A 21962-nucleotide genomic window follows, 5' to 3' on the forward strand; every position below is an offset into this window, starting at 1 on the left:
TCGAATCACATCCCAGAGGAAGCTATCACATGGAAAGGCACACTATTTGCCACTGCACCAAGTCAAGCGGCGGCGGGTGTCCGGATTGTTATCAACGGACACGGCAGATCGCGCTCTTCAGCAGAGGGAAAGGGTCATTTCGCGTCAGGCGGGCAGCCCAGAAGGCGGCCGGCAAATTCACGCCAGCCGGCCTCGATGCGGGCCGCCTCGACCCCTTGGCTGCGGAGCGCGTACAGCACCCGTTCGGGGTCGAGGGTGGCGAGCAGGAATGAAGCCATAAGCCAGGGATCGCCGTCGATGCCCGCTTGGCGCAACAGCATCTCAACGTGCCTGTGCCAGAGCAGGGCGGGCGGGGCAGCATGGCGGTTATGCGGTGAATGATCCGCAGCTCTGGCGAGTTCGCCGTACTTGTCGATGTACCTGATCCGTGCCTCGCCGAAGGCAATGAGGCGTTCCACCGGCGGCGCGCCGGGACCCAGCGGCGGGGGGCCGAAGATGAACTGCTGCTGGAACTCGGCCTCGGCGTCGCTCAGCAGGGTCATCATCAGTCCGGCCCGGCTGCCGAAGCGCCGGAAGACGGTACCTTTGCCCACCTCCGCCCTGCAGGCAAGCATGTCCATGGTGACGGCGTCGGCACCGTGTTCGGCAACAAGCTCCCTGGCAGCCTGCAGGAGACGCTCCCGGTTGCGGGCGGCGTCGCTGCGCTCGGACTGCGGCCCCGAAGAACCCTCCGGGCGGATCGGGATGAGGCTCACAAAAAACATTCTAGTCGTGGGAATACAAAGCGGACCGTAGTCCGTTTAGCTAGGTGAAAGCAGGCATCCAGCCTCAGAAACAAGAGCCCAGCGGCCCCGGCCGCGGTCCGAAGCAAGGAGTTACAAATGACCACGAACACCGTCCTCGCCCTGGTCGGCAGCCTTCGCGCCGACTCCCACAACCGCAAGCTCGCCGAGGCCATCGCCCTGAATGCGCCGGAAGACGTGAACGTCCGGGTCTACGGCTCCCTCGGCAACATTCCGTTCTACAACGAAGACATCGACGTCGAAGGCCAGGTTCCGGCCGAAGCGGCCGCCCTGCGCGCCGCCGCCGCGGAGGCAGACGCCTTGCTGCTGGTCACGCCGGAACACAACGGCACCATGCCCGCCGCGCTGAAGAACGCCATCGACTGGCTGTCCCGCCCCTTCGGCGCCGGCGCCCTGGCCGGGAAGCCGACCGCCGTCGTCGGAACCGCCTTCGGCCAGTACGGCGGAGTCTGGGCACAGGACGAGGCCCGCAAGGCCGCCGGCATCGCCGGAGCCAAGGTGCTGGAGGAGGTCAAGCTGGCCGTTCCCGGCTCCATGATCCGCTTCGCCGAGCTGCACCCGAAGGACGACGCCGAGGTCGTCGAGCAGATCAAGGGCATCTTCGAGCCGCTGACCGCCGTCGAAGAAGAAGTAGCAGCCTGACGCTGCTGAAGGCATAGCCGAGGCCCCGTTCCGTCCGGATGATTCCGGACGGAACGGGGCCTTTTGCGCCTCCGCAGGCACGCTACCAATCCGTGACGGAGCTGATGCAGAACCGTCACCGCACCGGCATTCCGCCCGGAATTTGCCGGACTTACGGTTGAAGCAGGAGGCGGCAAACATGGGCGGTGCCCGTGGAGCTGCCCGGTAGCTCGGGGGCTGTCATGGTGGGCATGCGCGGATTCGGACGCTCGACGGCGGTCGCCCCGCTGCGCGCCCTGCGCGCTGCCCCGCCGCACAGCTGTCTGTCGAAAAGCGGACTTTCGAAAAGCGGACTTTCGAAAAGCGGACCGTCGCGAAGCGGTCTGGCCTTCAGCAGCCTGCTCGTGTGCAGCCTGGCCTTCGGGCTCGGCGGCTGCGCGTATCCCGCAGGCCTGGAACCAGAGTCGGCTCTTCCGGCAGCCGTCCCGGCCAGCCCGGCCCCCACTGGATCCCCCGGCTTTGCGGCCGGTCCCGTTCCGGCGACTTCCCCTGCCGGCCTGCCGACGCCAGAGACCGCCGCGCCGGGTGCCACCTCGCCCGGCGCGGACGGCTACGTCCTCCCCTCAGCGCCGGCGCCCGCAACGTCTCCGCCCGCCGCGCCTCCCATGCCGCCGTCGGAGGCAAGCGATGCTCCTGTTCCGGTTCCCGGCGCGGGGTCAGGCGCAGGGTCAAGTACGGGGCCGGGCGCGTCCGGAGACCTGGCGCTGCTTTCCGGCCCGGCTATCTACCTCGTGGCGATCGACGACGGCGGCAGCCGCGGCGCCCGTTTCGGTTGCAACGACAGCCTGGTCGCGGTGCGCTCCGGTCCCCGGGGAAGCCCGGCATCCGGGAGCCCGGCGGCTGCAACCGCACAGGACCCGATGGAGACAGCGATGACGCGGCTGCTTGCCCCGGACGGCGTTCCGGCAGCTTCCGGTCTGTACAACGCCCTTGCCGGCTCGACCCTGAAATACGTGTCCGGCCGGCTGGACGAAACCACGGCCGTGGTCGACCTCAGCGGGGAACTGCGTCAGGGCGGCGTGTGCGACAGTCCCCGGATCGAAGCCCAGCTCACGCAGACAGCCATCGCGGCCAGCGGCGCATCCCGCGCGGAAATCCGTATCAACGGACGGCCCCTTGCAGAGTTCCTGGATCTGCGCTGACGCAGGCGCGCGTTTGCCCAGGTATGCGTTTGCGCGACGTGCATTGCCGGTGGGCCGGCGAGGCGTGGGTCTGCGCGACATGCGTTGGCCGTGGTTGCGTCTGCGGTGGTTGCGTCTGCGGTGGTTGCGCTGGCGTGGCGTGCGGAAATGGGCGTGTACGGCTCATGATGTGGCGATCGCAATCAGTCGCCGCAGCGCCCAGGCCATCCGCACCAGTCCGAGAGCCGCGGCAACGCCAAGCCCGAACACCACCGCCTCAATGGGCCAGACGCCGGTGGCGCCGTCGCCCTCCACGAGGATCGCCGCCAGCGCGGCCACGAGGAGGGCGGCCAGCACCGGGATGACGGAAAGGAAGGCCTCGCCGATCTGCCGCCGATGATCCGGGGCAAGCCGCTCCAAGGGCAGGGCCCCCTGCCCCGGCGGCGCCTTCTTTCCCAGCACGTTCACCAGCATGGAGACGCTGCTGAGAATCAGGCCAGCCACCGCGCCGGACAAGGTGGCCAGGGTCTGGAACAAGGTGCGGCGGGCGTCTTCCGCGACGCCCTCGACCATGCGCGGCTGCACCAGCACAGCGGACAGGGCCAGCCAGGCGCCGACCGCCAAAGCCGCCCACAGCAGGTCCACGCGGGGATGCAGCAGGAACCAGCGCCACGCGGCGCCGCGGCGCGGTCGGCCGATCCCGACCTCGTACAGGCTCATCGCGCGGAACCTCGGGCCAGGACCCGTTCCGACATGTCCAACGGTTCCGTCAAAGCTGAGCCCTCCGCCGTCGTCGATTGTTCCGCGGCCGTGACCAGTTCCGCACCGGCGGCCGCGGCAAGGGCCGGCACCACGGAGTTGTCCGGCATTCCCGTCACTTCCGGCAGGGTCCTGGCGAAGAAGTCCTCGTGGTTCTGCGACTGGTTCCGCAGGATTTCCACGGCCTCGGCCGAGGCGCGGGCGGGATCGTTGAAGACGCCGGCGTCGACGTCCACGTAGGAAATGAACCTCTCCTTGAGCAGGTCCACCACTTCCCGGTCCCCGCTGATGGAGTTCCTGCCCTCGGCCACCACATGGTCGAACTGCTCCATGGATCCGGCACGCCGGAACACCTCGATCAGCTGCTGGATGCGCTCCCTGATCCGCCGCTTGTCCTGGGCGCTGCCGCTGCGGCCGACACTGAGGGACACCCGGAACGTACCTTCGCTCATGAGGCGCGAGGCACTGTCCAGCACGTCCGCCCACTCGCCTTCCATGAACTTCCCGGAAAGGCGGCCCGCCGGCAAGGAGAACTCGAAGCGGCTGACGTCCAGCCGCTCCAGGATGTCTTCGACGTCTTCCCGCACAACGGGAACAAGGCCGGGTTCCAGGCCAAGCATGCCGCCAAGGTACTCTCCCAGCCGCGATGCCCGGGGGCCGTTTCCGCTGCTCAGCACCGCCAGGACGTTCCGCTTCAGGAAGGCGAAGTAGGTGGTCTCCAGGAGGTGGTCGCCGGCGTCGAGCGGCAGCGGCTTCCGGCGCCCCGCGCTGTCCCCCACACTGGGCAGGTTCCCGCCACGCACACGGTCCAGCATGACCACCGGGAGGGGTGCGACGGCGGCCGCCTGGGCGAGCAGGACGGTTCCGTCGGCGCAGCGGTAGTGGCGGTCAACGCCGTCGCGCTCTGCACCCCGGAGTACCTCAGCCACCCGGCGCGCGGGAAACGGCCGGAACAACCCGTCACCGTTCATCTGGTCGATCCGCCAGAACTGCACGCTTCGTTTCACGAGCCACCATCCTGTGCCATGTCCGCCTCACGTTCCGCCTTCAAAGCTGCCTGGTGCCAAAGCTACGCCGAGGCACCGACATTCACAGCGACGTCGGCCCTCCGCTTTCATCCAAGAAACACCTGTTGCCCATTTGGCAACTCCGGGGAGTATCCTGTTCACTGTGACCCACGAAACACTGGACGCCGGGCCGGAGCTGCCCGCCGAAGCGATCGACGCCATCGAAAGGGCCGCCACGGCCGCCCACCGCCACGAGGAACTCTTCTCGGAGCGCGCCGCCAACATCAAGCAGTCAGCCGTGCGGGATGTCTTCGACATCTCCATGCGGCCGGGCCTCGTGTCCCTTGCCGGCGGAAACCCCTACCTTCAGTCCCTGCCCCTGGAAAAGCTTGGCCAGGCCGCAGCGCGGATCATCGCCGAAAACGGCATGACCGCCCTGCAGTACGGCGGCGGCCAGGGCACGGAAGAACTGCGCACCCAGATCTGCGAGATCATGGCGGCCGAAGGCATCACCGATGCCCGGCCGGAAAATGTCGTCATCACGGCAGGTTCCCAGTCCGCACAGGACGTCGCCACCAAGGTCTTCTGCAATCCGGGCGACGTGGTCCTCGTGGAAAACCCCACCTACGTTGGCGCCCTGAACACCTTCGAGGCCTACCAGGTCCAGGTCGAAACCGTGGACATGGACGGCGACGGCCTGGTGCCCGAGATCCTCGAATCCCGGATCGCGGAGCTGCAGGCCGAGGGCAAGAACATCAAGTTCCTGTACACGATCCCCAACTTCAACAACCCGTCCGGGATCACGCTCGCAGCGGAGCGCCGCCAGCGGATCGTCGATATATGCCGTGAAGCGAATATCTTGGTGTTGGAGGACAACCCCTACGGCCTGCTGCGCTTCGACGGCAAGCCGTTGGCGCCGATGCGGGCCGAAAACGCCCACGACGTCATCTACATGGGCTCCTTCTCCAAGATCTTCGCCCCCGGGCTCCGCATCGGCTGGGCCCTGGTTCCGGAGCATCTGCAGCGGCGTTTCTACCTGGCGTCCGAAGCCGTGACCCTGTGCCCGCCAACGCTCAACCAGATGCTCATCTCGGCATACTTACGCGATTTCGACTGGCGCGGCCAGATCGAAACGTATCGTGCGCTCTACGAGGAGCGCTGCGCAGCCCTGCTCTCCGCACTGGACGAATACATGCCCGAAGGCCTGAGCTGGACGCGGCCCGACGGCGGCTTCTTCGTTTGGGTCACGCTGCCCAAGGGCGTGGACACCTACCCGCTGCTCCAGAAAGCGATCGAGGCCGGCGTCGTGTTCATTCCAGGTGCGGCCTTCACGCCGTCGGACGGTCCGTCCAACAAGCTGCGATTGGCGTTCAGCGCCGTGCCTCCGGATACTATTGCCGAAGGCGTCCGGAGACTCGCGAAAGTACTCACGGAAGCAATTGAAAACAGATCCAGCAAAGGAGCAGGTCTATGAGCGGTGTAGTCCTCGTCGGCGTCGACGGAAGCGAAACAGCACGCCGGGCGGCCGAATCGGCCAAGCGGCTGGCAACGGCTTTGGAAGCAGAGCTGCGCGTCGTCACGGCATTTGAAAGCGACCGCGTCGAAATTGTCGAGAGCGGCGCCGACAAGTGGGTCCTTTCCGACGCAGACGCCGCTGAAAAGGTTGCGCGCACCATCGCCGGGGAACTCGCCTCTGAGCGGCTGCAGACCAGCTACGGCGCCGTCCGCGGCAAGGCCGGCGAAGCACTCGTCAAGGAAGCCGAGCGCGTGGAGGCTCAGCTGATCGTGGTCGGAAACCGCCGCATGCAGGGCCTCGGCCGCATCCTGGGCAGCGTGGCGAACACCGTTGCGCACAACGCCCCTTGCGATGTCTACATCGCCAAGACGGACGAACCCGCCTAAGGCAGGTTCCCGAGCCGGCCGGCTCCCAGGTGAAAGCCCGGGAGCCGGCCGGCTTTTTCGTTGTGTGGGCGCCCCCGGGAGCGGGCCCGGGTATGACGCGTCGCACTGCAACCCTTGACGGGAATCACGCGGCCTGGTGGGCGTTCTCACCCCGTTTCCGGCCGGTCCCCATGGAACCCCGCCGATAAAATTGAGGAAGGCCCCCGAAGGCGCGAGCCGCCCGCCACAACGACCTCCAGGACCCCACTTTGCTTACTCTGCAGCCGCGCCAGGGCGTCGGGCATGACATCCTCCTCGCCCGCCACGGAAACCACATCAGCTCCATGCGTTTCGACCGGAGCAACGACCGCGTCGTTGCCATCCTGAACGACGGAACCACGGACAGCGCCCCGAACCTCATCTCGCCGCTGCTTGAGATGCCGGAAACCCTCCGCAGCGTGCTGCGTTCGGACTGGCGCGCCCTGATCATGGGTTCCGCGATGATGCTGGCCATCGGTCTCCTGGCCGCGGCCGTGTCCATCGGACTGATCGGCAACATGAGCGATGAGCAGCTCTCCCAGCTCGCCTACAGCAGCTCGGTGTACTGAGCCCACTGTCCCTATTGCGGAAGAGCCCGACCGCGCCGGATGGCGCCGTCGGGCTCTTGTCGCTTAAGGCCCCTTCCCGGGGCCCCGCACGCCGCTCCCGGACTTAGTCCAGCAGCAGCGCCGGCTCCTCGAGGATGGCGGCGACGTCGGCCATGAAGCGGGCGGACAGGTCGCCGTCGACCACGCGGTGGTCGAAGGAACCGCCGAGGGTGGTGATCCAACGCGGGATGACCTCGCCGTCGAGAACCCAGGGCTTCTGCTTGATGGTGCCGAAGGCGACGATCGCCACCTCGCCCGGGTTGATGATGGGCGTTCCGGTGTCGATGCCCAGGGCGCCGATGTTGGTGATCGTGAGCGTGCCGCCCTGCATCTGCGCGGGCTGGGTCTTGCCGGCACGCGCGGTGGTAGCGAGCTCATTCAGCGCCAAGGCGAGTTCCTTGAGGGAGAGGTCCTGCGCGTCCTTGATGTTCGGCACCATCAGGCCCCGCGGAGTGGCGGCCGCAATGCCGAGGTTCATGAAGTGCTTGACCTGGATTTCCGCGCCGCCCTTGCCGTCCGCGTCCTCCACCCAGCTGGCATTGACGCTCGGGTTCCGGGCGGCGGCCCAGATGACGGCCTTGGCCAGGATCAGCAGCGGCGACACCTTGATGCCCTCGAAGTCGCGGGAGGCCTTCAGCCGCTTCACGAATTCCATGGTGCGGCTGGCATCCACGTCCACGAAGATGCTCACGTGCGGAGCGGTGAACGCAGACTCCACCATCGCCTTGGCGGTGGCCTTGCGGACGCCCTTGACCGGGATGCGCTCCACGCGCTGGTCCTGCGGCTTGCGGGAAGCACCCCAGAAGGAATCGGCCTGGTCCAGTTCGGCGTCGCGCTGGGCCTGGTAGCTTACCAGGTCCTCGCGGGTCACCTCGCCGCGGGCACCGGTGGCGACGACGTCGGCAAGGTCGATGCCGAGGTCCCGGGCGATCTTCCGCACCGGCGGCTTGGCCAGTACGCGGCTGACGATGCCGCTGACCGTTGCGCCAAGGGCTCCGCCGAGGCCCGCGGTGGCAGCCTGGGGCGCGTCCTCGGTGGCTGCCGCCGGCGCGGCGGGCTGGGCGGGGGCCGGCTGGACGGAGACCGGCCGGGCAGGGGCCGCGGCGGGTGCCTGCACGGGCGCCGCCGCCGGGGCTGGCTGGGCCGCAGCAGACGGGGCCGCAGCAGACGGGGCCGCAACGGACGGGGCGTTCCGGCGCGGACGCCGCTTGATGGCGTCGGCCTTCGGACCGGAGCCGACCAGCGGACCGCCGGCGGGGCCGGCATCGGAGGTACCGGCGTCGGGCGTGTCCTCGGGCAGCTTGCCGTACATCGGCGGCTCGGCCGCGGACGGAGCTGAAGGCTCGACGACGGCGGGAGCCGCCGGGGCCGGAGCTCCGCCGGCGGCCTCGGCAGCGCCGTCGGAAATGCCGATGATCGGCGTCCCGACCTCCACAGTGATGCCCTCGGCCACAAGGAGTTCGGAGACGGTGCCGGCGTAGGGCGAGGGCAGCTCCACCAGGGACTTGGCCGTCTCGATCTCGCAGATGACGTCGTTGATGGCCACGGCGTCGCCCGGCTTGACCTTCCAGGAGACGATCTCGGCCTCGGTCAGGCCCTCGCCGACATCCGGGAGGTTGAATTTCTTAACAGTCACTTCGGTCCTTACGTTTCAGCAGGCGGCCGGCGGGGCGCGGCGCAGGCAGGAGCGGCTAGTAGGCCAGCGAACGGTCCAGGGCTTCGAGGATCTTGTCGATGTCCGGCAAGTAGTCCTCTTCGACCTTGGCCACGGGGTAGGGCATGTGGAAGCCGCCCACACGGATGACGGGGGCCTCGAGATGCAGGAACGCGCGTTCGCTGATCCGGGCCGCGATTTCGCCACCGATGCCGCCGAACGTGGGAGCCTCGTGGGCCACGATCAGGCGCCCGGTCTTCTTCACCGAGGCCTCGACGGTGTCGAAGTCGATCGGCGAAATCGAGCGCAGGTCGATAACCTCGATGCTGTGCCCGTCCTCGGCCGCCGCGGCGGCGGCCGCGAGGGCCACAGGCACCAGCGGTCCGTACGCCACGATCGTGGCATCGCTGCCTTCGCGCAGGACGTGCGCCTTGAAGGGATCCGACGCCGGGCCCGGGTTCTCGGTGTCGACCTCGCCCTTGAGCCAGTAGCGGCGCTTGGGTTCGAAGAAGATCACCGGGTCCGTGCACTCCACGGCCTGCTGGATCATCCAGTAGGCGTCGTGGGCGTTGGACGGGGTGATGATCCGCAGCCCGGCGGTGTGCGCGAAGAGCGCTTCCGGGGATTCGGAGTGGTGCTCGATCGAGCCGATGCCGCCGCCGTAGGGGATGCGGATGACCACCGGCACCATGAGCTTGCCGCTGCTGCGGAAATGCATCTTGGCCAGCTGCGTGGTGATCTGGTTGAAGGCAGGAAAGACGAAACCGTCGAACTGGATCTCGCAGATGGGGCGGTAACCCCGCAGGGCCAGGCCGATCGCCGTACCGACAATGCCGGACTCAGCGAGCGGGCTGTCGACCACCCGGTCCGGGCCGAAGTCCTTGAGCAGCCCGTCCGTGACACGGTAGACGCCGCCCAGGGCGCCGATGTCCTCGCCCATGAGCAGGGATTTGGCGTTGTTGCTGAGGGTTGCTCGCAGGCCTTCGTTGATGGCCTTGGCTACGGTCATGGTGGCCATCAGTGACCGGCCTCCTTTTCGCTTTCGAAACCTGCCTCGTATTCCCTGAACCATGCCTGTTCCTCGGCGACAAGGGGGTGCGCCTCGGCATAGACCCCGGCGAAGGCATCGTGGATGTCGGGGGCCTGCAGGGCCAGTGCGGTGCTGCGGACGTAGGCGGCCAGCTCGTTGCCGTCCTCTTTGACCTGCTCGAAGAAGGCGTCGTCGGCCAGGCCTTCGGCGCGGAGGTACTTCTCCAGGCGGTCCAGCGGGTCCTTGCGGCGCCACTCGGCCTCTTCGGCCGACTGGCGGTACTTGGTGGGGTCGTCGGCCGTGGTGTGCGCCCCGACGCGGTAGGTGTGGGCCTCGATCAGCACTGGACCGCGGCCCTCGCGTGCATGCTCGAGCGCCCATTCGGTGACCGCGTGGACGGCGATGACGTCGTTCCCGTCCACCCGGATGCCCGGGAAGCCGTAGCCCTTGGCCCGGTTGAAGAGCGGAATCTTGGTCTGGACCGCGGTGGGAACCGAAATGGCCCAGTGGTTGTTCTGGCAGAAGAACACCACCGGGGCGTCATACGAGGCCGCGAACACCATGGACTCGTGGACATCGCCTTCGGAGCTTGCGCCATCGCCGAAGTAGGCCAGCACTGCGGCCTTGGGATCGTTGGATCCGGCTGCCTCGGCGAGCTTCTGGTCGCGCTGGATGCCCATGGCGTAGCCCACCGAGTGCGGCATCTGGGCAGCGAGGACCAGGGTGTACAGGTGGAAGTTGTTCTCGTTCGGGTCCCAGCCTCCGTTGGAGATGCCGCGGAAGAGCTTCAGCAGCTCTGAGAGGTCAACGTTCCGGGTCAGGGCGACGCCGTGCTCCCGGTAAGTGGGGAAGATGTAATCCTGCGGCTGAGAGGCCCTGCCGGAGCCGATCTGCGCGGCTTCCTGGCCGGTAAGGGGAACCCAAAGCGCCAGCTCGCCTTGGCGCTGCAGGGCAGTGGCTTCCTGGTCGAAGCGGCGGATCTTGGCCATGTCCGCGTAGAAACCGCGGAGCTGCTCCGGCTCCAGGCGCTTGGCGTAGTCCGAAAACACCGGATCCGTGCCGAGCGTGCCATCCGGCCCGAGCAATTGGACCATCCCCGTTGCGGGGTCGCCGGACTCTGTCCCCTCCGGGAACTGCTGTCCGGTCACGTTGATCCGGGGGGTGGGCAATTGGGTTGAGCCCATTCCGTCTCCTTTGCCTGCCGCAGCCGACGCTGAGCATTCTTTTCGCTGATATATTCCATTTGGGGAATACATTCCCCAAATGGAATATTTGGCTTGCCGTCCCTTACTTTATCCTCAGTAAGGGACCCAAAGACATTTGTTAATCCCTACAAAGGCCGCGGCGCATTTGTGTACCCGCCACAGAGTTCCAGGAACCGGGTGTTCGCCTCGACTTCTCCGATGCTGACACGGACCCCCTCATTGGCGAAGGCACGGACCGACAATGCGCGTTCCCCGGCCAGTTCCGCGAACCCTGTGCTGTGCTCCCCCAGGTTGAGCCATACGAAGTTCCCCTGCGCTTCCGGAACAAACCAGCCGAGTTCCCGCAGGCCGGCGACAACGCGGTCGCGCTCGTCAACGAGGCCCTGCACCCGGTCCACCACCTCATCGAAGTGTGCCAGGGACGTGACGGCGGCGCGTTCGGCAATCTGGGATACCGCGAACGGAGTGGCGGCGACACGAAGGTGCTGCGTGATGTCCGGGCCGGCGACGCTGTAGCCCACGCGGAGCCCGGCGAGGCCGTGCGCCTTGGAGAAGGTGCGGAGTACGACGACGTTCGGGTACTTCCGGTACAGCTTGATGCCGTCCACCGCGTCCGGGTCGCGGACGAACTCCTGATATGCCTCGTCAATGACAACGACGACGCCGGCCGGGACGGACCGGATGAAACGCTCCGTTTCCTCTGCCTTGAGGATCGGGCCGGTGGGGTTGTTCGGCGTGCACAGCAGGATGACCTTGGTACGCACGGTGACGGCGGCCGCCATGGCTTCAAGATCGTGCCGCCCGTCGGGCAGCAGCGGAATCCTGACACCCTCTGCTCCTGCCAGTCCGACGCAGATGGGGTATGCCTCAAAGGAACGCCAGGCGTAAATCACTTCGTCTGCCTTGCCGTCGGCGTTCTGCCCGGCGAAGGCGGCGAGGATCTGGTTCAGGGCACCCAGGCTTCCGGCGCCGGTGACGACATCGTCAGCGGGGACACCCAGGAAATCCGCGAGCGCCGTGCGCAGCTTGGTGGCAAGTGGATCCGGGTAGCGGTTGATGTCGCTCTGATCGGCGATCGCCTCCAGTACCGCAGGAATGGGAGGCAGCGGGTTCTCGTTCGAGGACAGCTTGTAGCTGGTCAAACCCTCAATCGCCGCAGGCGGTTTTCCGGCGGCGTACTTGGGAAGGCTGCCGACCACCGGGCGGGGCCGAACGCCCTCCTGTGCCATATCAGGAGAAGTCATGATTCCAAGCCTACTGGTCGGCATTTTCGGGGCCCGGGTGGACACTCCTTGCCGCCCTGTGTGAAAGCATGGGCCCATGGGTGCATTCATCGTCCGTGTCCTGATCAATGGCCTGGCCCTCTGGGTGGCCAGCTGGATTCTTCCCGGCCTGGATATTTCCACGGCTGCCGCCAGCAACGCCGTCAACAATGCCGGCATCACCCAGGGCGGTGAGACCGTGGGCATCATCCTTGCCTACTTGTTCATCGGCCTGATTTTCGGAATCGTCAATGCCTTTGTCCGCCCCCTCGTGAAGCTGCTGTCCCTTCCCATCACCATCCTGACGCTGGGCCTGTTCACGATCATCATCAACGCCGCGATGCTCTACCTCACCGCCTGGCTCAGCAGCTACACGCCCGTGCACCTGACCATCGATTCCTTCTTCTGGACCGCGGTCCTCGCAGCCATCATCATCAGCGTGATTTCCGTGGTGGCCAATCGCATCCCCGGAGCCCGCCGGCGCTGACCGCACCCTGGCAGGCGGAGCCGGGATGACGCTGAGAGTTGTTCTGCCACCGGGAGCAGCTAGGGGCAACGGTCCGCATTCGAACCACCCGCGTCCATTATTTGATATGAAATGTCTCAGATAACGAGACGACGGTTGAATAGTTCCATGATTTCTACGCTTCTTTCGCAGCCTTTCGTGAGCCAGCAGTGGCTCGAACAGCATTGGGTGCGGGTGGTTATCGTCGACACTCGCTGGTATCTTGACGGCGCTTCCGGATTTGCGGCGTATGAGTCCGGGCATTTGCCGGGAGCGGTGTTCGTCGATCTGGATGAGTGGCTATCAGGGCCGGCTTCGCCCGAGCGGGGCAGGAATCCCTTGCCCGACCCTCGAGTATTTGCCGAGGGCATGGGCAGGGCTGGCATCGGTGATGATGACATGGTGGTTGCCTACGATGACGCGGGCGGCGTGATTGCCGCTCGCCTCGTATGGATGCTGCGGAGCCTTGGGCACTCGGCGGCCGTCCTGGATGGTGGAATCAACGGCTACCAGGGGGAGCTCGAGACCGGAGTCGCCGGCCGTCACCCGGATGATTTCACCCCGCGTCCGTGGCCGTCCGAGTTCTTGGCTGACATCGAGGAAACGACGGCCGAAGGTGCCTTTGTTATCGATGCCCGCAACCGTGACAGGTTCGAGGGCAAACAAGACCCTATAGATCCCCGGCCAGGCCATATTCCGGGGGCTGTGAGTGTTCCCTGTCGCGAGAACCTGGAGTCTGATGGAAGACTTTCCCAGCCTGGAAAGCTGATTGAAAACTTTCGGGCCGCAGGAGTTGAAACTGCCCGGAACGTCATCTCTTACTGCGGTTCCGGGGTTACCGCGTGCCACAATCTCCTCGTCATGGAGCTCTTGGGCATGGATCGCGGGCGCTTGTTCGTCGGCGGCTGGTCGCAGTACGGACATGCCTCGGACCTTCCTGTGGAGACGGGAACCGGGCACTCGGGAGGCAGACTGTGAGCCGCGGTTCCTGGTCCTGGACGACTGGCATAGCCGCCGGTCTGTAAGTCCCCGGCAATGGTGGGTAGCTGAGCAGCCGCGGCGGCCTTCAACGACGGTTCTCAACGCCACCCCGCCTCCGAGCGGTTCTCCGGAACCCGGGGGCGTTCCCGTTGCGGCGGTGGAGACGCTGCGGGCATCGCCTCGCGGGTGAGCTTGAACCTGGTCACGGTCGGCTTGGGCAGTTTGGACCCGGTCGCGGCCGCCGCGCCGCCGGTCCCGAGTACGCCCGCGAGCGCGGCGGTGGATGCCATAAGGGACGGGTCGCGACTCGCGGCGACCCGTTCCGCGGCCTCCGCGTAGTTCTCCAGGCTGTGCCCCGGGCCGAGGCCCGCGTCTTTTCCCGGCGCAGTCTGGACCTGGTTCTCGAGTGTCACCGTCACCCGGTCCTTGGTGTCGGCATTGGGCACTCCGTCACACCCCGGAACCCAATCCTGGCTGTGTTCCAGATGCAGGCTGGTGATTCCGGGTTCGGGGTTGATGCCGCCGACGGGGGACCCGGCCGTGAGGACGTATTTGAGGTCGTATTCGGCCAGGAAAGCTTTGTTGGCCGCCAGATTCATCGCGTGGACACCACCCTGACTGTGACCAACTGCCACGACCTGTTCCCCGGCCGTGGCACCCGCCTCCCGCAGCGCCTCCCGGATGGCAGGCGCGAGGTAGGCGGAATCGTAGCCGAGGGCGTCGAAGATCCCGCCTTCGTCGATCGGATTGCTCCCGCCGGGCGGGTCCCCCTCCTGCGTTCCGGGAACCAGCACCACCCACGTGCTCTTCTCATCATTCCCGCCCTGCGGCACTTTGATCACGGCGATTTCTCCCGGCCCTTCGCTGTGCAGCCCTTCGGTCCGGCGCAGCAGGCCCGGCAACGAGGTGTCGACGGCTTCCTCGGTTGTTCCCACTTTCTGGACCGTGACAGGCCGCGGCTTCAGGTGCGCCAGCTCGGGCACGGCCACGATGGTGCGGAGAATGGCCCTGACGTCCGTCTGGCCCGCCAGCAGCGCCGTCACCGTCCCCCACAGGGGCCCCGGTATCGCGCTACCGAGCAAGGAGCCCACAATCAGCGGCGCCTGGGCCACGAGGTGCTCGGCGCGGTCCCGGTCCCCAAGATGCGTTCCTGCGCCCCCGACGAACAGCATGCCCGCCTCCACCTGGGGAGGATGGATCAGGCCCACACGCAGGGCAATCGCGTTCCATGCCTCGGTGTACTCGTATTCGCGATGGCTCGCCCGGACCTGCTCGCCGGTGTTCCGGATCGCGTCACGGACCCGGGTCACTTCCTGCACCCCAGCACCAACGGCGACGATTGCCGGGTCGCCACTCGTGTAAGCCTGCAGCTCCGAGAGGAAGAGCTCCCGGCGGACTGCGTCGGCTTCCATGACAACGGCATCGAGCTTCTGCACGACGCCATCCAGCGCATTGGCTCCGGCCAGAAGCTCCTCGAACTGGAAGCCGATTCCGCCCACACCGCCGCGGACCCTCAGGAAGCCGTCCACCGGCGGTTCCACGGGCCGGAGCGGGCCATCGTCCTCCATGCGCACGCCGGGCATCAGTAGCCCGGCCCTGCCGGAACGGCCACCTTCGCCGCCTGGTGCATCACCATGACGGAAGCCTCCCGCAAGGCATCGCGTGCCCGCCGCAGTTCGACCAGGCGGATGGCAAGGACGTTTCGATAAGCCCTGCCCGCAGCCGACTGCCATTGCCCCATCTGGACCTGTCCAAGCTGCGACAACGCGGCGTCCGCTTCATCCGCACACCGTGCCACCCGTGTGGCGAGTTGCCGTGCGTCGACTTCCTGCGGGGCCCATCGCCCCGGATCAAACGCGGCTTCCGCCGCAATCAACGTGTTGCCCATGTTCAGCTCCTGTCTCCTCACCCGGGCACCGGGCTGCCTGCCCTGATGCACCGAAACTACGGCCGCGCACCCGGGGCGCGGAACCGCCGTCGGGCGCTATGTGGAAAAAGGCCCGCAACGCCGCTGTGGAGGACAGTCCGTGGCGGTATTCACATAGCAGGGTCCGCTTAAGGCGCGGGCTGGAGTTCATGAAAGAATTGGCCCATGCCTGAAACCGCCGCCGCTGTTACCCGTACGCCCTCCGGACGCCTGGCCCTCGCCGCTTCGCCGGAACAGATCGCCCTCGGCCCCCTGGACGGCCGTTACCAGTCCGCTATCGCGCCGCTGGTCGATTACCTGTCCGAGGCCGCCCTCAACCGCGACCGCGTGGCCGTTGAGGTCGAATGGCTCATCCACCTGACCAGCAACAGCGTGCTGCCCGGCGCGGGCCCCCTGACCGCCGAACAGCAGGAAAAGCTGCGCAGCATCGTCACCGAATTCGACGCCGCCGCTGTGGCCGAACTGGCCGAGATCGAAGCCGTTACGGTCCACGACGTCAAGGCCGTTGAGTACTACATCAGCCGCCGGCTCCCGGCCGTCGGCATCGAGAACCTGACCGCGATGGTGCACTTCGGCTGCACCTCCGAGGACATCAACAACCTTTCCTACGCCTTGGGCGTCAAGGGCGCCGTGGAGGACGTCTGGCTGCCGTCGGCCCGCGCGCTGGTACAGCAGATCGAGGCCATGGCCGAGGAAAACCGCTCCGTGCCGATGCTTTCGCGCACCCACGGACAGCCGGCTACCCCCACCACGCTGGGCAAGGAACTGGCCGTGATCGCCCACCGTCTGGGTCGCCAGCTCGTCCGGATCGCGAAGACCGAATATCTGGGCAAGATCAACGGCGCCACCGGAACGTACGCCGCGCACGTCGCCTCGGTTCCGGGCGCCGACTGGCAGGCCGTATCCAAGTCCTTCGTCGAAGGCCTGGGGCTTACCTGGAATCCGCTCACCACCCAGATCGAAAGCCACGACTGGCAGGCCGAGCTGTACTCCGACATCGCGCGCTTCAACCGGATCCTGCACAACGTCTGCACGGACATCTGGAGCTACATCTCCATCGGCTACTTCCGCCAGATTCCGGTTGCCGGCGCCACGGGCTCGTCCACCATGCCGCACAAGGTCAACCCCATCCGCTTCGAAAACGCCGAGGCGAACCTGGAAATCTCCAACGGCCTGCTGGACACCCTCGCCGCCACGCTGGTCACCTCCCGCTGGCAGCGCGACCTCACGGATTCCTCTTCGCAGCGCAACATCGGCGTGGCATTCGGCCACTCCCTGCTGGCCATTTCGAACGTCGCGAAGGGCCTGAAGGCCCTCGACGTCGCTGGGGACGTGCTCGCCGGAGACCTCGACACCAACTGGGAAGTCCTGGGCGAAGCCATCCAGATGGTGATGCGTGCCGAGGCAATCGCCGGCGTCCCGGGGATGGAGAACCCCTACGAGCGCCTGAAGGACCTCACCCGGGGACACCGCGTGGATGCCGCGCGCATGCAGGAGTTCGTCTCCAGTCTGGGCCTTTCGGCTGACGCCGAAGCGCGCCTGCTGGCGCTCACCCCGGGCGGCTACACCGGCATCGCGGACGAACTGGTCGATCACCTCAAGTAGGACGCAGCCGGAAGCCGCGCAAGCGGCGGCCGTTCGCGGGCAGCATCACGACGGCGGCGGGCAGGGACACAGCCTCACAAACAGGGGCGTCCCGGCCCGCCGTCGTCGTTTTTTGCGCCGCCGTCGTCTTCCGAAGGACCGCCTCCTGCCGGGATGTCCGGCCCGGCTAGTAAGGTGCCAGCATGAGGCTATTGCTTATCCGTCACGGCCAGACCCCCGGCAATGTCCTGGGCCAGCTGGACACCGCGTTTCCCGGCCCCGGGCTGACCGAACTCGGCGTCCGCCAGGCCGCCGCGCTGCCCCGGGCCCTGGCGGATGAAGACATCGAAGGCCTCTACACTTCAACGCTCCTGCGGACCCAGCTCACCGCCGCACCGCTGGCCCAGGCAATCGGCCTCGAACCGGTCATCCTGGACGGCGTCCATGAGATCGAAGCCGGGGCCCTGGAAAAGAAAACGGACCACGAATCGCATATGCGCTACATGGGCACCGTCTTTGCCTGGAGCGACGGGAATCTGGATGTCCGGATGCCGGGCGCGTTCACCGGCCATGACTTCTTCGATCGCTTCGACGCTTCCGTGAGCAAGGTGGTTGCCGCGGGCCACTCGACTGCGGCGATCGTCAGCCACGGTGCGGCCATCCGATGCTGGGCAGGACGGCGGGCCGAAGACATCGACACCCTCTTCGCCGAAACCCACCAACTGCCCAACACCGGAATCGTAGTGCTCGAGGGCGACCCCGACTCGGGCTGGAGCGTGCTGCATTGGGACCGCATTCCCGTGGGCGGCCTGGCCCTGGCCGATCCGACGGCGGAGGACCCCACCGGCGAAGCCCTATAGCCGTTTCCGGCCGGGCCGGAACTCGGATGAGCCCGGAGGTCGGATAAGCCGCCCGGATCCGGGTCCATCGGCAGTTCTCCGGACCCTTACGCATAGGAAACACGGCGGTAACCGCTCCTTCCTAGGCTTGTTTTGCATAACCCCCTCCGGCGAAAGAGGTAGCGATGCAGACCAACCCGCGGCTCAACATCCGTCAGGTCAGCTGGGCAAACCCCGTGGGCGCAGACCTCCGCGCGGCGCAGCAGTCTGAACTGGATTCCCGTTTCGGCACGTCCGATCACGAACCTGGCCCGGCGCCATCGGAGGCCGATACAGCGGTCTTCGTGGTGGCGTACGAGAAGTGTTCCGGACAACCCCTGGGCTGCGGCGGGCTGCGGATCGTGGACGACCGCACCGTGGAGATCAAGCGTCTGTACGTTGTCCCCTACGCCCGCGGGTCCCGGGTGGCCAGTTCTATTCTGGCCAGCCTCGAAGGGCTGGCGCATTCGCGGGGCTTCCAGGTGATCACAGCGGAGGCGGGCTCGGCGCAGACCGACGGCCGCAGCTTCTACGAAAGTTCCGGCTTCGAGCCGGTCGCCAACTTCGGGCCGTACATCGGCGTCAGTGAGTCCCGCTGCTACTCCAAAGCCATCGATTCCCACAGCGCCGCGCACACCGCGATGGCCTGAGGGCTTAATTTTCCGCGCAAAGCGGTGGGCGGCGGCTGCTCCCGGCTGCGGCTCGGATAATCTCGCCCTATGGAAAAAGCAGACATCACGTTCCGGACCCGTAAATGGGTGCGCCCGGAGGACCTGAACGCCAACGGCACCCTGTTCGGCGGAAGCCTGCTGAAATGGATCGACGAGGAAGCGGCGATCTACGCGATTCTCCAACTGGGCAACGGCCGGGCCGTCACCAAGTACATCTCCGAGATCAATTTCGTGAGCTCGGCCGTGCAGGGCGACCTGATCGAACTGGGCATCACCGCCACCCGCTTCGGCCGGACTTCCTTGACGATGCGGGCCGAAGTGCGGAACATGATCACCCGCCGGAGCATCCTCACCATCGAGGAGATCGTCTTTGTAAACCTGGGCGAGGATGGCAACCCTGAGCCGCACGGTTACACGGAGATCACCTACGACCGTGACCGCATCCCGGCCCACCACCTGACCCAGACCCTGCAGCAGGACTGAACCCGCCGACGTCGTTCCGGCTACCAGTCCGTGCCGCTAAGATGCCCGCATGGAGCTGAGCACAGTGGCCGCGGAGTTGTACGCGCTGCTGCCTGCCGAGTTCATCGCCGCCCGCGGCGCGCGTGCGAAGGAAGCGAAGGCTTCCGGCGACGCCGCGTTGGCGACGCGGATCGGCCGGTTGCCGAAGCCCTCGGCGGCCGCCTGGGCCATCAACATGCTGGCACGCAGCGGCGCCACCGAACTGGAGCAACTGCTCGGCTTGGGTGCCGCGCTGCGGGACGCCCAAACGGAACTGGACCCGGCCAGGCTGCGGGAACTCGGACAGCAACGCCCCCACCTGCTGGCTGCCGCCGTCGGGAAGGCCGATGAAATCGCCGCCGGCCTCGGCGTGCGGCTGAGCGACGCCGCGGCAAGCGACATCACCGGGACCCTGCGGGCTGCCCTCGGCGACACGGATGCCGCCGCGGCTGTCCGGAGCGGCCTGCTGGTGCGGGGTTTGTCGGGCGACGGCGTAGATGCTGTCGACCTGTCCGGCGCGGTGGCGCTTGAAGGCCGCGCGGTTCCTGCCGCCCCGGCCGCCCCGCGTGTGAAGACCGACGACGGCGACACGAGCGCCCGCGAGAGCCTGCGGGCCAAAGCCGAGGACGCCGAGCGCGCGGCAGGGCAAGCGGAAGCGGAGCTCGCGGAGGCGGAGCGGTCGCTAGCGGAGGCCAGGTTCCGGCGTCGGGAGCTCCAGGCTGCGTTGAAGGAAACCCGGGAGCGCCTCGCGTCCCTGGAGGAAGAGCTGGCGACGGCCGAGCAGGACGCCCGCCGGGCGAGCCGCACCGCCGAGGCCGCGGACAAACTTGCGGCGCAGAAGCGGCGCATCGCCGGGCAGGCCCGCCGCTGGCTGGATCGCTACTCCGGGCCCGGAGGCGGCTGAACCCTTGATGGCCGGACGGGCCGGGCGTAGAACGTAAGAATGAACGACGTCAACGCCTGGATGGACAAATACATCGCCGCCTGGACCTCGAACGACCCCGAAGACATCAAGGCACTGTTCACCGAGGATGCGGTCTACGCCACCCGGCCGGACACCGACTCTCCGTGGCGCGGACATACCGAAATCGTGGACGGCTGGATCGACGCCGGCGACATGCCGCATGCCTGGGCCTTCGAATGGACCCTTCTGGGGCAGGACGGCAACCTGGCCTTCGTCCAGGGCCTCACCACCTACTTCAACGGCCAGCCCACCTACGACAACCTCTGGGTGATCCGCTTCGCCCCGGACGGCCGGGCAACGGAGTTCACCGAGTGGTACATGCCGCGGAAAGACGCGTAAAGGTTTCGTAAAAACTCCGTTCCATCCAATCCGGGCGGTGCTAGGCTCCGTGAGCGCCGGGCGCCGGATATGCGGCCGGATATGCGCCTGCGCCGAAGGGCCAACGGAGGGGATCACCGATGTCGAAAGCACGGAAGCCGGCATCCGGGCGCCTCGGGTATGAGGCGCCGCGGGAACAGCGCGACGAGGTTCCCCGGGCGAAGAAGGAAAGCACCATCGCCCGGGCGCTCCTGCACCCCGTGCGCTCCCTGCCCCTGGCGTTCCTGCTGGTGATCCTGATCGGCGCAGCCCTGCTGATGCTGCCGTTCTCCCGGACCGACCTGGGCGTCGACCCCGGCCTCGCTCCCCTTTTCACAGCCGTGTCCGCCGTCTGCGTCACCGGGCTGGTCACCGTGGATACGGCCACGTTCTGGACCCCGTTCGGGCACGTGGTGATCCTGGGACTCATCCAGGTGGGCGGCTTCGGGATCATGACGCTCGCGACCCTGCTGGCCCTGGTCGTGCGGAAGAGCCTCGGCCTGCGCGGCCAGCTGGTGGCGCAGTCGGAAACCCACACCCTCAACTTCGGCGACGTCCGCTCGGTGCTGTTCCGCGTCGCGCGGATCATGTTGGCGGTCGAGGGAACCACCGCCGCCGTCCTGTCCGTCCGCTTCTGGCTCGCCTACGACCAGAACCCCGGCGTCGCCGTCTGGCACGGCGTCTTCCACGCAGTATCCGCGTTCAACAACGCCGGGTTCGCGCTGTACAGCGACAACCTCGTGGGCTTCGCGGAAGACCCCTGGATCATCGTGCCCCTCTGCCTGGCCGTGATTGCCGGCGGGCTCGGTTTCCCCGTGATCATCCAGCTCTTCAGGGGCACCCGGCTCAAGGACTGGACGGTGCACCTCCGCCTGACGGTCTTCGGCACCTTGTTGCTCCTGGTGCTTGGTTTCGTGGCGTTCGCGGCCTTCGAATGGAACCGGCCGGAAACGCTGGGCCCGCTGAGCACCGGCGGCAAGGTCCTGGGCGCGTTCGCCGGCAGCGTCTTCCCGCGCACGGCCGGCTTCAACAGCATCGACTACGGGGCGGCGTCGTCGGACACCCTCATGACCACCGACATCCTGATGTTCATCGGCGGCGGAAGCGCGGGAACCGCGGGCGGCATCAAGATCACCACCTTCCTGGTCCTCGCCTTCGCCATCTGGAACGAAGTCCGGGGCCGCGAACAAGTGACCATCGCCCACCGCTCGATCAGCCCGACCGTGCAGCGGCAGGCGCTGACCGTTGCCCTGCTCGGCGTCGCGGCGGTGATCGGCGGAACCATGCTGCTGCTCATGCTGACCGACTACAGCCTGGAAAAGGTGCTGTTCGAAGCCATTTCGGCGTTCGCCACGGTGGGGGTCAGCACCGGTATCACCTACCACCTGCCGGACGGCGCCCAGTGGGTCCTGATGGCGCTCATGTTCATCGGCCGCCTCGGTTCCGTCACCGTGGCCGCGTCCTTGGCGCTGTCCTCGCGCCCACGGTTGTTCAGGCTGCCGGAGGAGCGGCCGATCATCGGGTAGGGGTTTGGCCGGTCGGTT

The 21962-nt window shown here is 66.9% G+C and carries 23 protein-coding genes; 14 read left to right on the forward strand and 9 right to left on the reverse strand.

The window, feature by feature from the left end; all coding sequences use genetic code 11:
- Nucleotides 1-134: 134 nt before the first annotated feature.
- On the reverse strand, nucleotides 135-755 hold the full coding sequence (locus ACZ9CK_RS17405) for a TetR/AcrR family transcriptional regulator (RefSeq protein WP_476050601.1): 621 nt from the start codon (nucleotides 753-755) through the stop codon (nucleotides 135-137).
- A gap of 126 nt (nucleotides 756-881) precedes the next feature.
- Here ACZ9CK_RS17405 and ACZ9CK_RS17410 point away from each other — a divergent pair, with 126 nt between their 5' ends.
- Both ACZ9CK_RS17410 and ACZ9CK_RS17415 read left to right on the forward strand, forming a co-directional pair.
- Nucleotides 882-1445, forward strand: a complete 564-nt coding sequence (locus ACZ9CK_RS17410; RefSeq protein WP_426300738.1) for an NAD(P)H-dependent oxidoreductase — start codon at nucleotides 882-884, stop codon at nucleotides 1443-1445.
- 230 nt (nucleotides 1446-1675) lie between these two features.
- Nucleotides 1676-2626 (forward strand): GerMN domain-containing protein, encoded by a 951-nt coding sequence (locus tag ACZ9CK_RS17415; protein ID WP_476050602.1) that lies wholly within the window; start codon nucleotides 1676-1678, stop codon nucleotides 2624-2626.
- 162 nt (nucleotides 2627-2788) lie between these two features.
- On the opposite strand, the gene ACZ9CK_RS17420 is transcribed toward ACZ9CK_RS17415, so the two are convergent.
- Nucleotides 2789-3325, reverse strand: coding sequence for a hypothetical protein (locus tag ACZ9CK_RS17420; RefSeq protein ID WP_476050603.1), 537 nt, complete (start codon nucleotides 3323-3325; stop codon nucleotides 2789-2791).
- Nucleotides 3322-4371 carry a hypothetical protein gene (locus ACZ9CK_RS17425; RefSeq protein ID WP_476050604.1) on the reverse strand — a complete coding sequence of 350 codons (1050 nt, stop codon included), beginning with the start codon at nucleotides 4369-4371 and terminating at the stop codon, nucleotides 3322-3324. Before ACZ9CK_RS17425 ends, ACZ9CK_RS17420 begins: the two co-directional genes overlap by 4 nt.
- A gap of 163 nt (nucleotides 4372-4534) precedes the next feature.
- On the opposite strand from ACZ9CK_RS17425, the gene ACZ9CK_RS17430 reads away from it, so the two are divergent.
- The 3 genes from ACZ9CK_RS17430 (at nucleotide 4535) to ACZ9CK_RS17440 (ending at nucleotide 6860) form a co-directional block, all read left to right on the forward strand.
- The gene (locus ACZ9CK_RS17430) at nucleotides 4535-5845 is read left to right on the forward strand and encodes an aminotransferase-like domain-containing protein (RefSeq protein WP_426300746.1); all 1311 of its coding nucleotides are present in this window, start codon (nucleotides 4535-4537) and stop codon (nucleotides 5843-5845) included.
- Nucleotides 5842-6273 carry a universal stress protein gene (locus ACZ9CK_RS17435; protein WP_426300748.1) on the forward strand — a complete coding sequence of 144 codons (432 nt, stop codon included), beginning with the start codon at nucleotides 5842-5844 and terminating at the stop codon, nucleotides 6271-6273. Before ACZ9CK_RS17430 ends, ACZ9CK_RS17435 begins: the two co-directional genes overlap by 4 nt.
- Before the next feature lie 248 nt (nucleotides 6274-6521).
- Entirely contained in the window at nucleotides 6522-6860 is a 339-nt protein-coding gene (locus tag ACZ9CK_RS17440) for a hypothetical protein (RefSeq protein ID WP_476050605.1), read from the forward strand.
- 103 nt (nucleotides 6861-6963) lie between these two features.
- Here the strand turns inward: ACZ9CK_RS17440 and ACZ9CK_RS17445 are convergent, their stop codons facing one another.
- From ACZ9CK_RS17445 to ACZ9CK_RS17460, 4 genes are all read right to left on the reverse strand, one after another.
- The gene (locus ACZ9CK_RS17445; RefSeq protein WP_476050606.1) at nucleotides 6964-8535 is read right to left on the reverse strand and encodes a dihydrolipoamide acetyltransferase family protein; all 1572 of its coding nucleotides are present in this window, start codon (nucleotides 8533-8535) and stop codon (nucleotides 6964-6966) included.
- A gap of 55 nt (nucleotides 8536-8590) precedes the next feature.
- A complete protein-coding gene (locus tag ACZ9CK_RS17450; RefSeq protein WP_426300754.1) occupies nucleotides 8591-9571 on the reverse strand; it encodes an alpha-ketoacid dehydrogenase subunit beta in 981 nt (326 codons plus the stop codon).
- A complete protein-coding gene (gene pdhA / locus ACZ9CK_RS17455; protein ID WP_426300756.1) occupies nucleotides 9571-10767 on the reverse strand; it encodes a pyruvate dehydrogenase (acetyl-transferring) E1 component subunit alpha in 1197 nt (398 codons plus the stop codon). Before pdhA ends, ACZ9CK_RS17450 begins: the two co-directional genes overlap by 1 nt.
- Before the next feature lie 146 nt (nucleotides 10768-10913).
- The gene (locus ACZ9CK_RS17460) at nucleotides 10914-12032 is read right to left on the reverse strand and encodes a histidinol-phosphate transaminase (protein WP_476050607.1); all 1119 of its coding nucleotides are present in this window, start codon (nucleotides 12030-12032) and stop codon (nucleotides 10914-10916) included.
- A gap of 76 nt (nucleotides 12033-12108) precedes the next feature.
- Here ACZ9CK_RS17460 and ACZ9CK_RS17465 point away from each other — a divergent pair, with 76 nt between their 5' ends.
- Together ACZ9CK_RS17465 and ACZ9CK_RS17470 are read left to right on the forward strand one after the other, a co-directional pair.
- On the forward strand, nucleotides 12109-12537 hold the full coding sequence (locus tag ACZ9CK_RS17465) for a phage holin family protein (RefSeq protein ID WP_476050608.1): 429 nt from the start codon (nucleotides 12109-12111) through the stop codon (nucleotides 12535-12537).
- A gap of 147 nt (nucleotides 12538-12684) precedes the next feature.
- Entirely contained in the window at nucleotides 12685-13533 is an 849-nt protein-coding gene (locus tag ACZ9CK_RS17470) for a sulfurtransferase (RefSeq protein ID WP_426300760.1), read from the forward strand.
- Between the two features lie 101 nt (nucleotides 13534-13634).
- On the opposite strand, the gene ACZ9CK_RS17475 is transcribed toward ACZ9CK_RS17470, so the two are convergent.
- Nucleotides 13635-15104: an alpha/beta hydrolase family protein gene (locus ACZ9CK_RS17475; protein WP_476050609.1), complete on the reverse strand. Its 1470-nt coding sequence runs from the start codon at nucleotides 15102-15104 to the stop codon at nucleotides 13635-13637.
- A 14-nt stretch (nucleotides 15105-15118) separates the two neighbouring features.
- Complete coding sequence (locus tag ACZ9CK_RS17480) at nucleotides 15119-15424, reverse strand: hypothetical protein (protein WP_426300764.1); 306 nt, start codon at nucleotides 15422-15424, stop codon at nucleotides 15119-15121.
- A 204-nt stretch (nucleotides 15425-15628) separates the two neighbouring features.
- Between ACZ9CK_RS17480 and purB the strand changes: the two genes are divergently transcribed.
- The 7 genes from purB to ACZ9CK_RS17515 all read left to right on the forward strand — a co-directional run bounded on the left by purB (nucleotide 15629) and on the right by ACZ9CK_RS17515 (nucleotide 21944).
- On the forward strand, nucleotides 15629-17068 hold the full coding sequence (purB, locus tag ACZ9CK_RS17485) for an adenylosuccinate lyase (protein WP_476050610.1): 1440 nt from the start codon (nucleotides 15629-15631) through the stop codon (nucleotides 17066-17068).
- A 182-nt stretch (nucleotides 17069-17250) separates the two neighbouring features.
- Nucleotides 17251-17907, forward strand: coding sequence for a histidine phosphatase family protein (locus ACZ9CK_RS17490; RefSeq protein ID WP_476050611.1), 657 nt, complete (start codon nucleotides 17251-17253; stop codon nucleotides 17905-17907).
- Between the two features lie 164 nt (nucleotides 17908-18071).
- Nucleotides 18072-18575, forward strand: a complete 504-nt coding sequence (locus ACZ9CK_RS17495; protein ID WP_426300770.1) for a GNAT family N-acetyltransferase — start codon at nucleotides 18072-18074, stop codon at nucleotides 18573-18575.
- Nucleotides 18576-18644: 69 nt separating this feature from the next.
- A complete protein-coding gene (locus ACZ9CK_RS17500) occupies nucleotides 18645-19079 on the forward strand; it encodes an acyl-CoA thioesterase (protein WP_476050612.1) in 435 nt (144 codons plus the stop codon).
- Between the two features lie 49 nt (nucleotides 19080-19128).
- Nucleotides 19129-20001, forward strand: a complete 873-nt coding sequence (locus ACZ9CK_RS17505; protein WP_476050613.1) for a transposase — start codon at nucleotides 19129-19131, stop codon at nucleotides 19999-20001.
- A gap of 39 nt (nucleotides 20002-20040) precedes the next feature.
- A complete protein-coding gene (locus ACZ9CK_RS17510; RefSeq protein ID WP_476050614.1) occupies nucleotides 20041-20400 on the forward strand; it encodes a nuclear transport factor 2 family protein in 360 nt (119 codons plus the stop codon).
- A gap of 119 nt (nucleotides 20401-20519) precedes the next feature.
- Nucleotides 20520-21944: a TrkH family potassium uptake protein gene (locus ACZ9CK_RS17515; protein WP_426300778.1), complete on the forward strand. Its 1425-nt coding sequence runs from the start codon at nucleotides 20520-20522 to the stop codon at nucleotides 21942-21944.
- Nucleotides 21945-21962: the final 18 nt, after the last annotated feature.

This window comes from Arthrobacter sp. TE26545 (assembly GCF_056279005.1).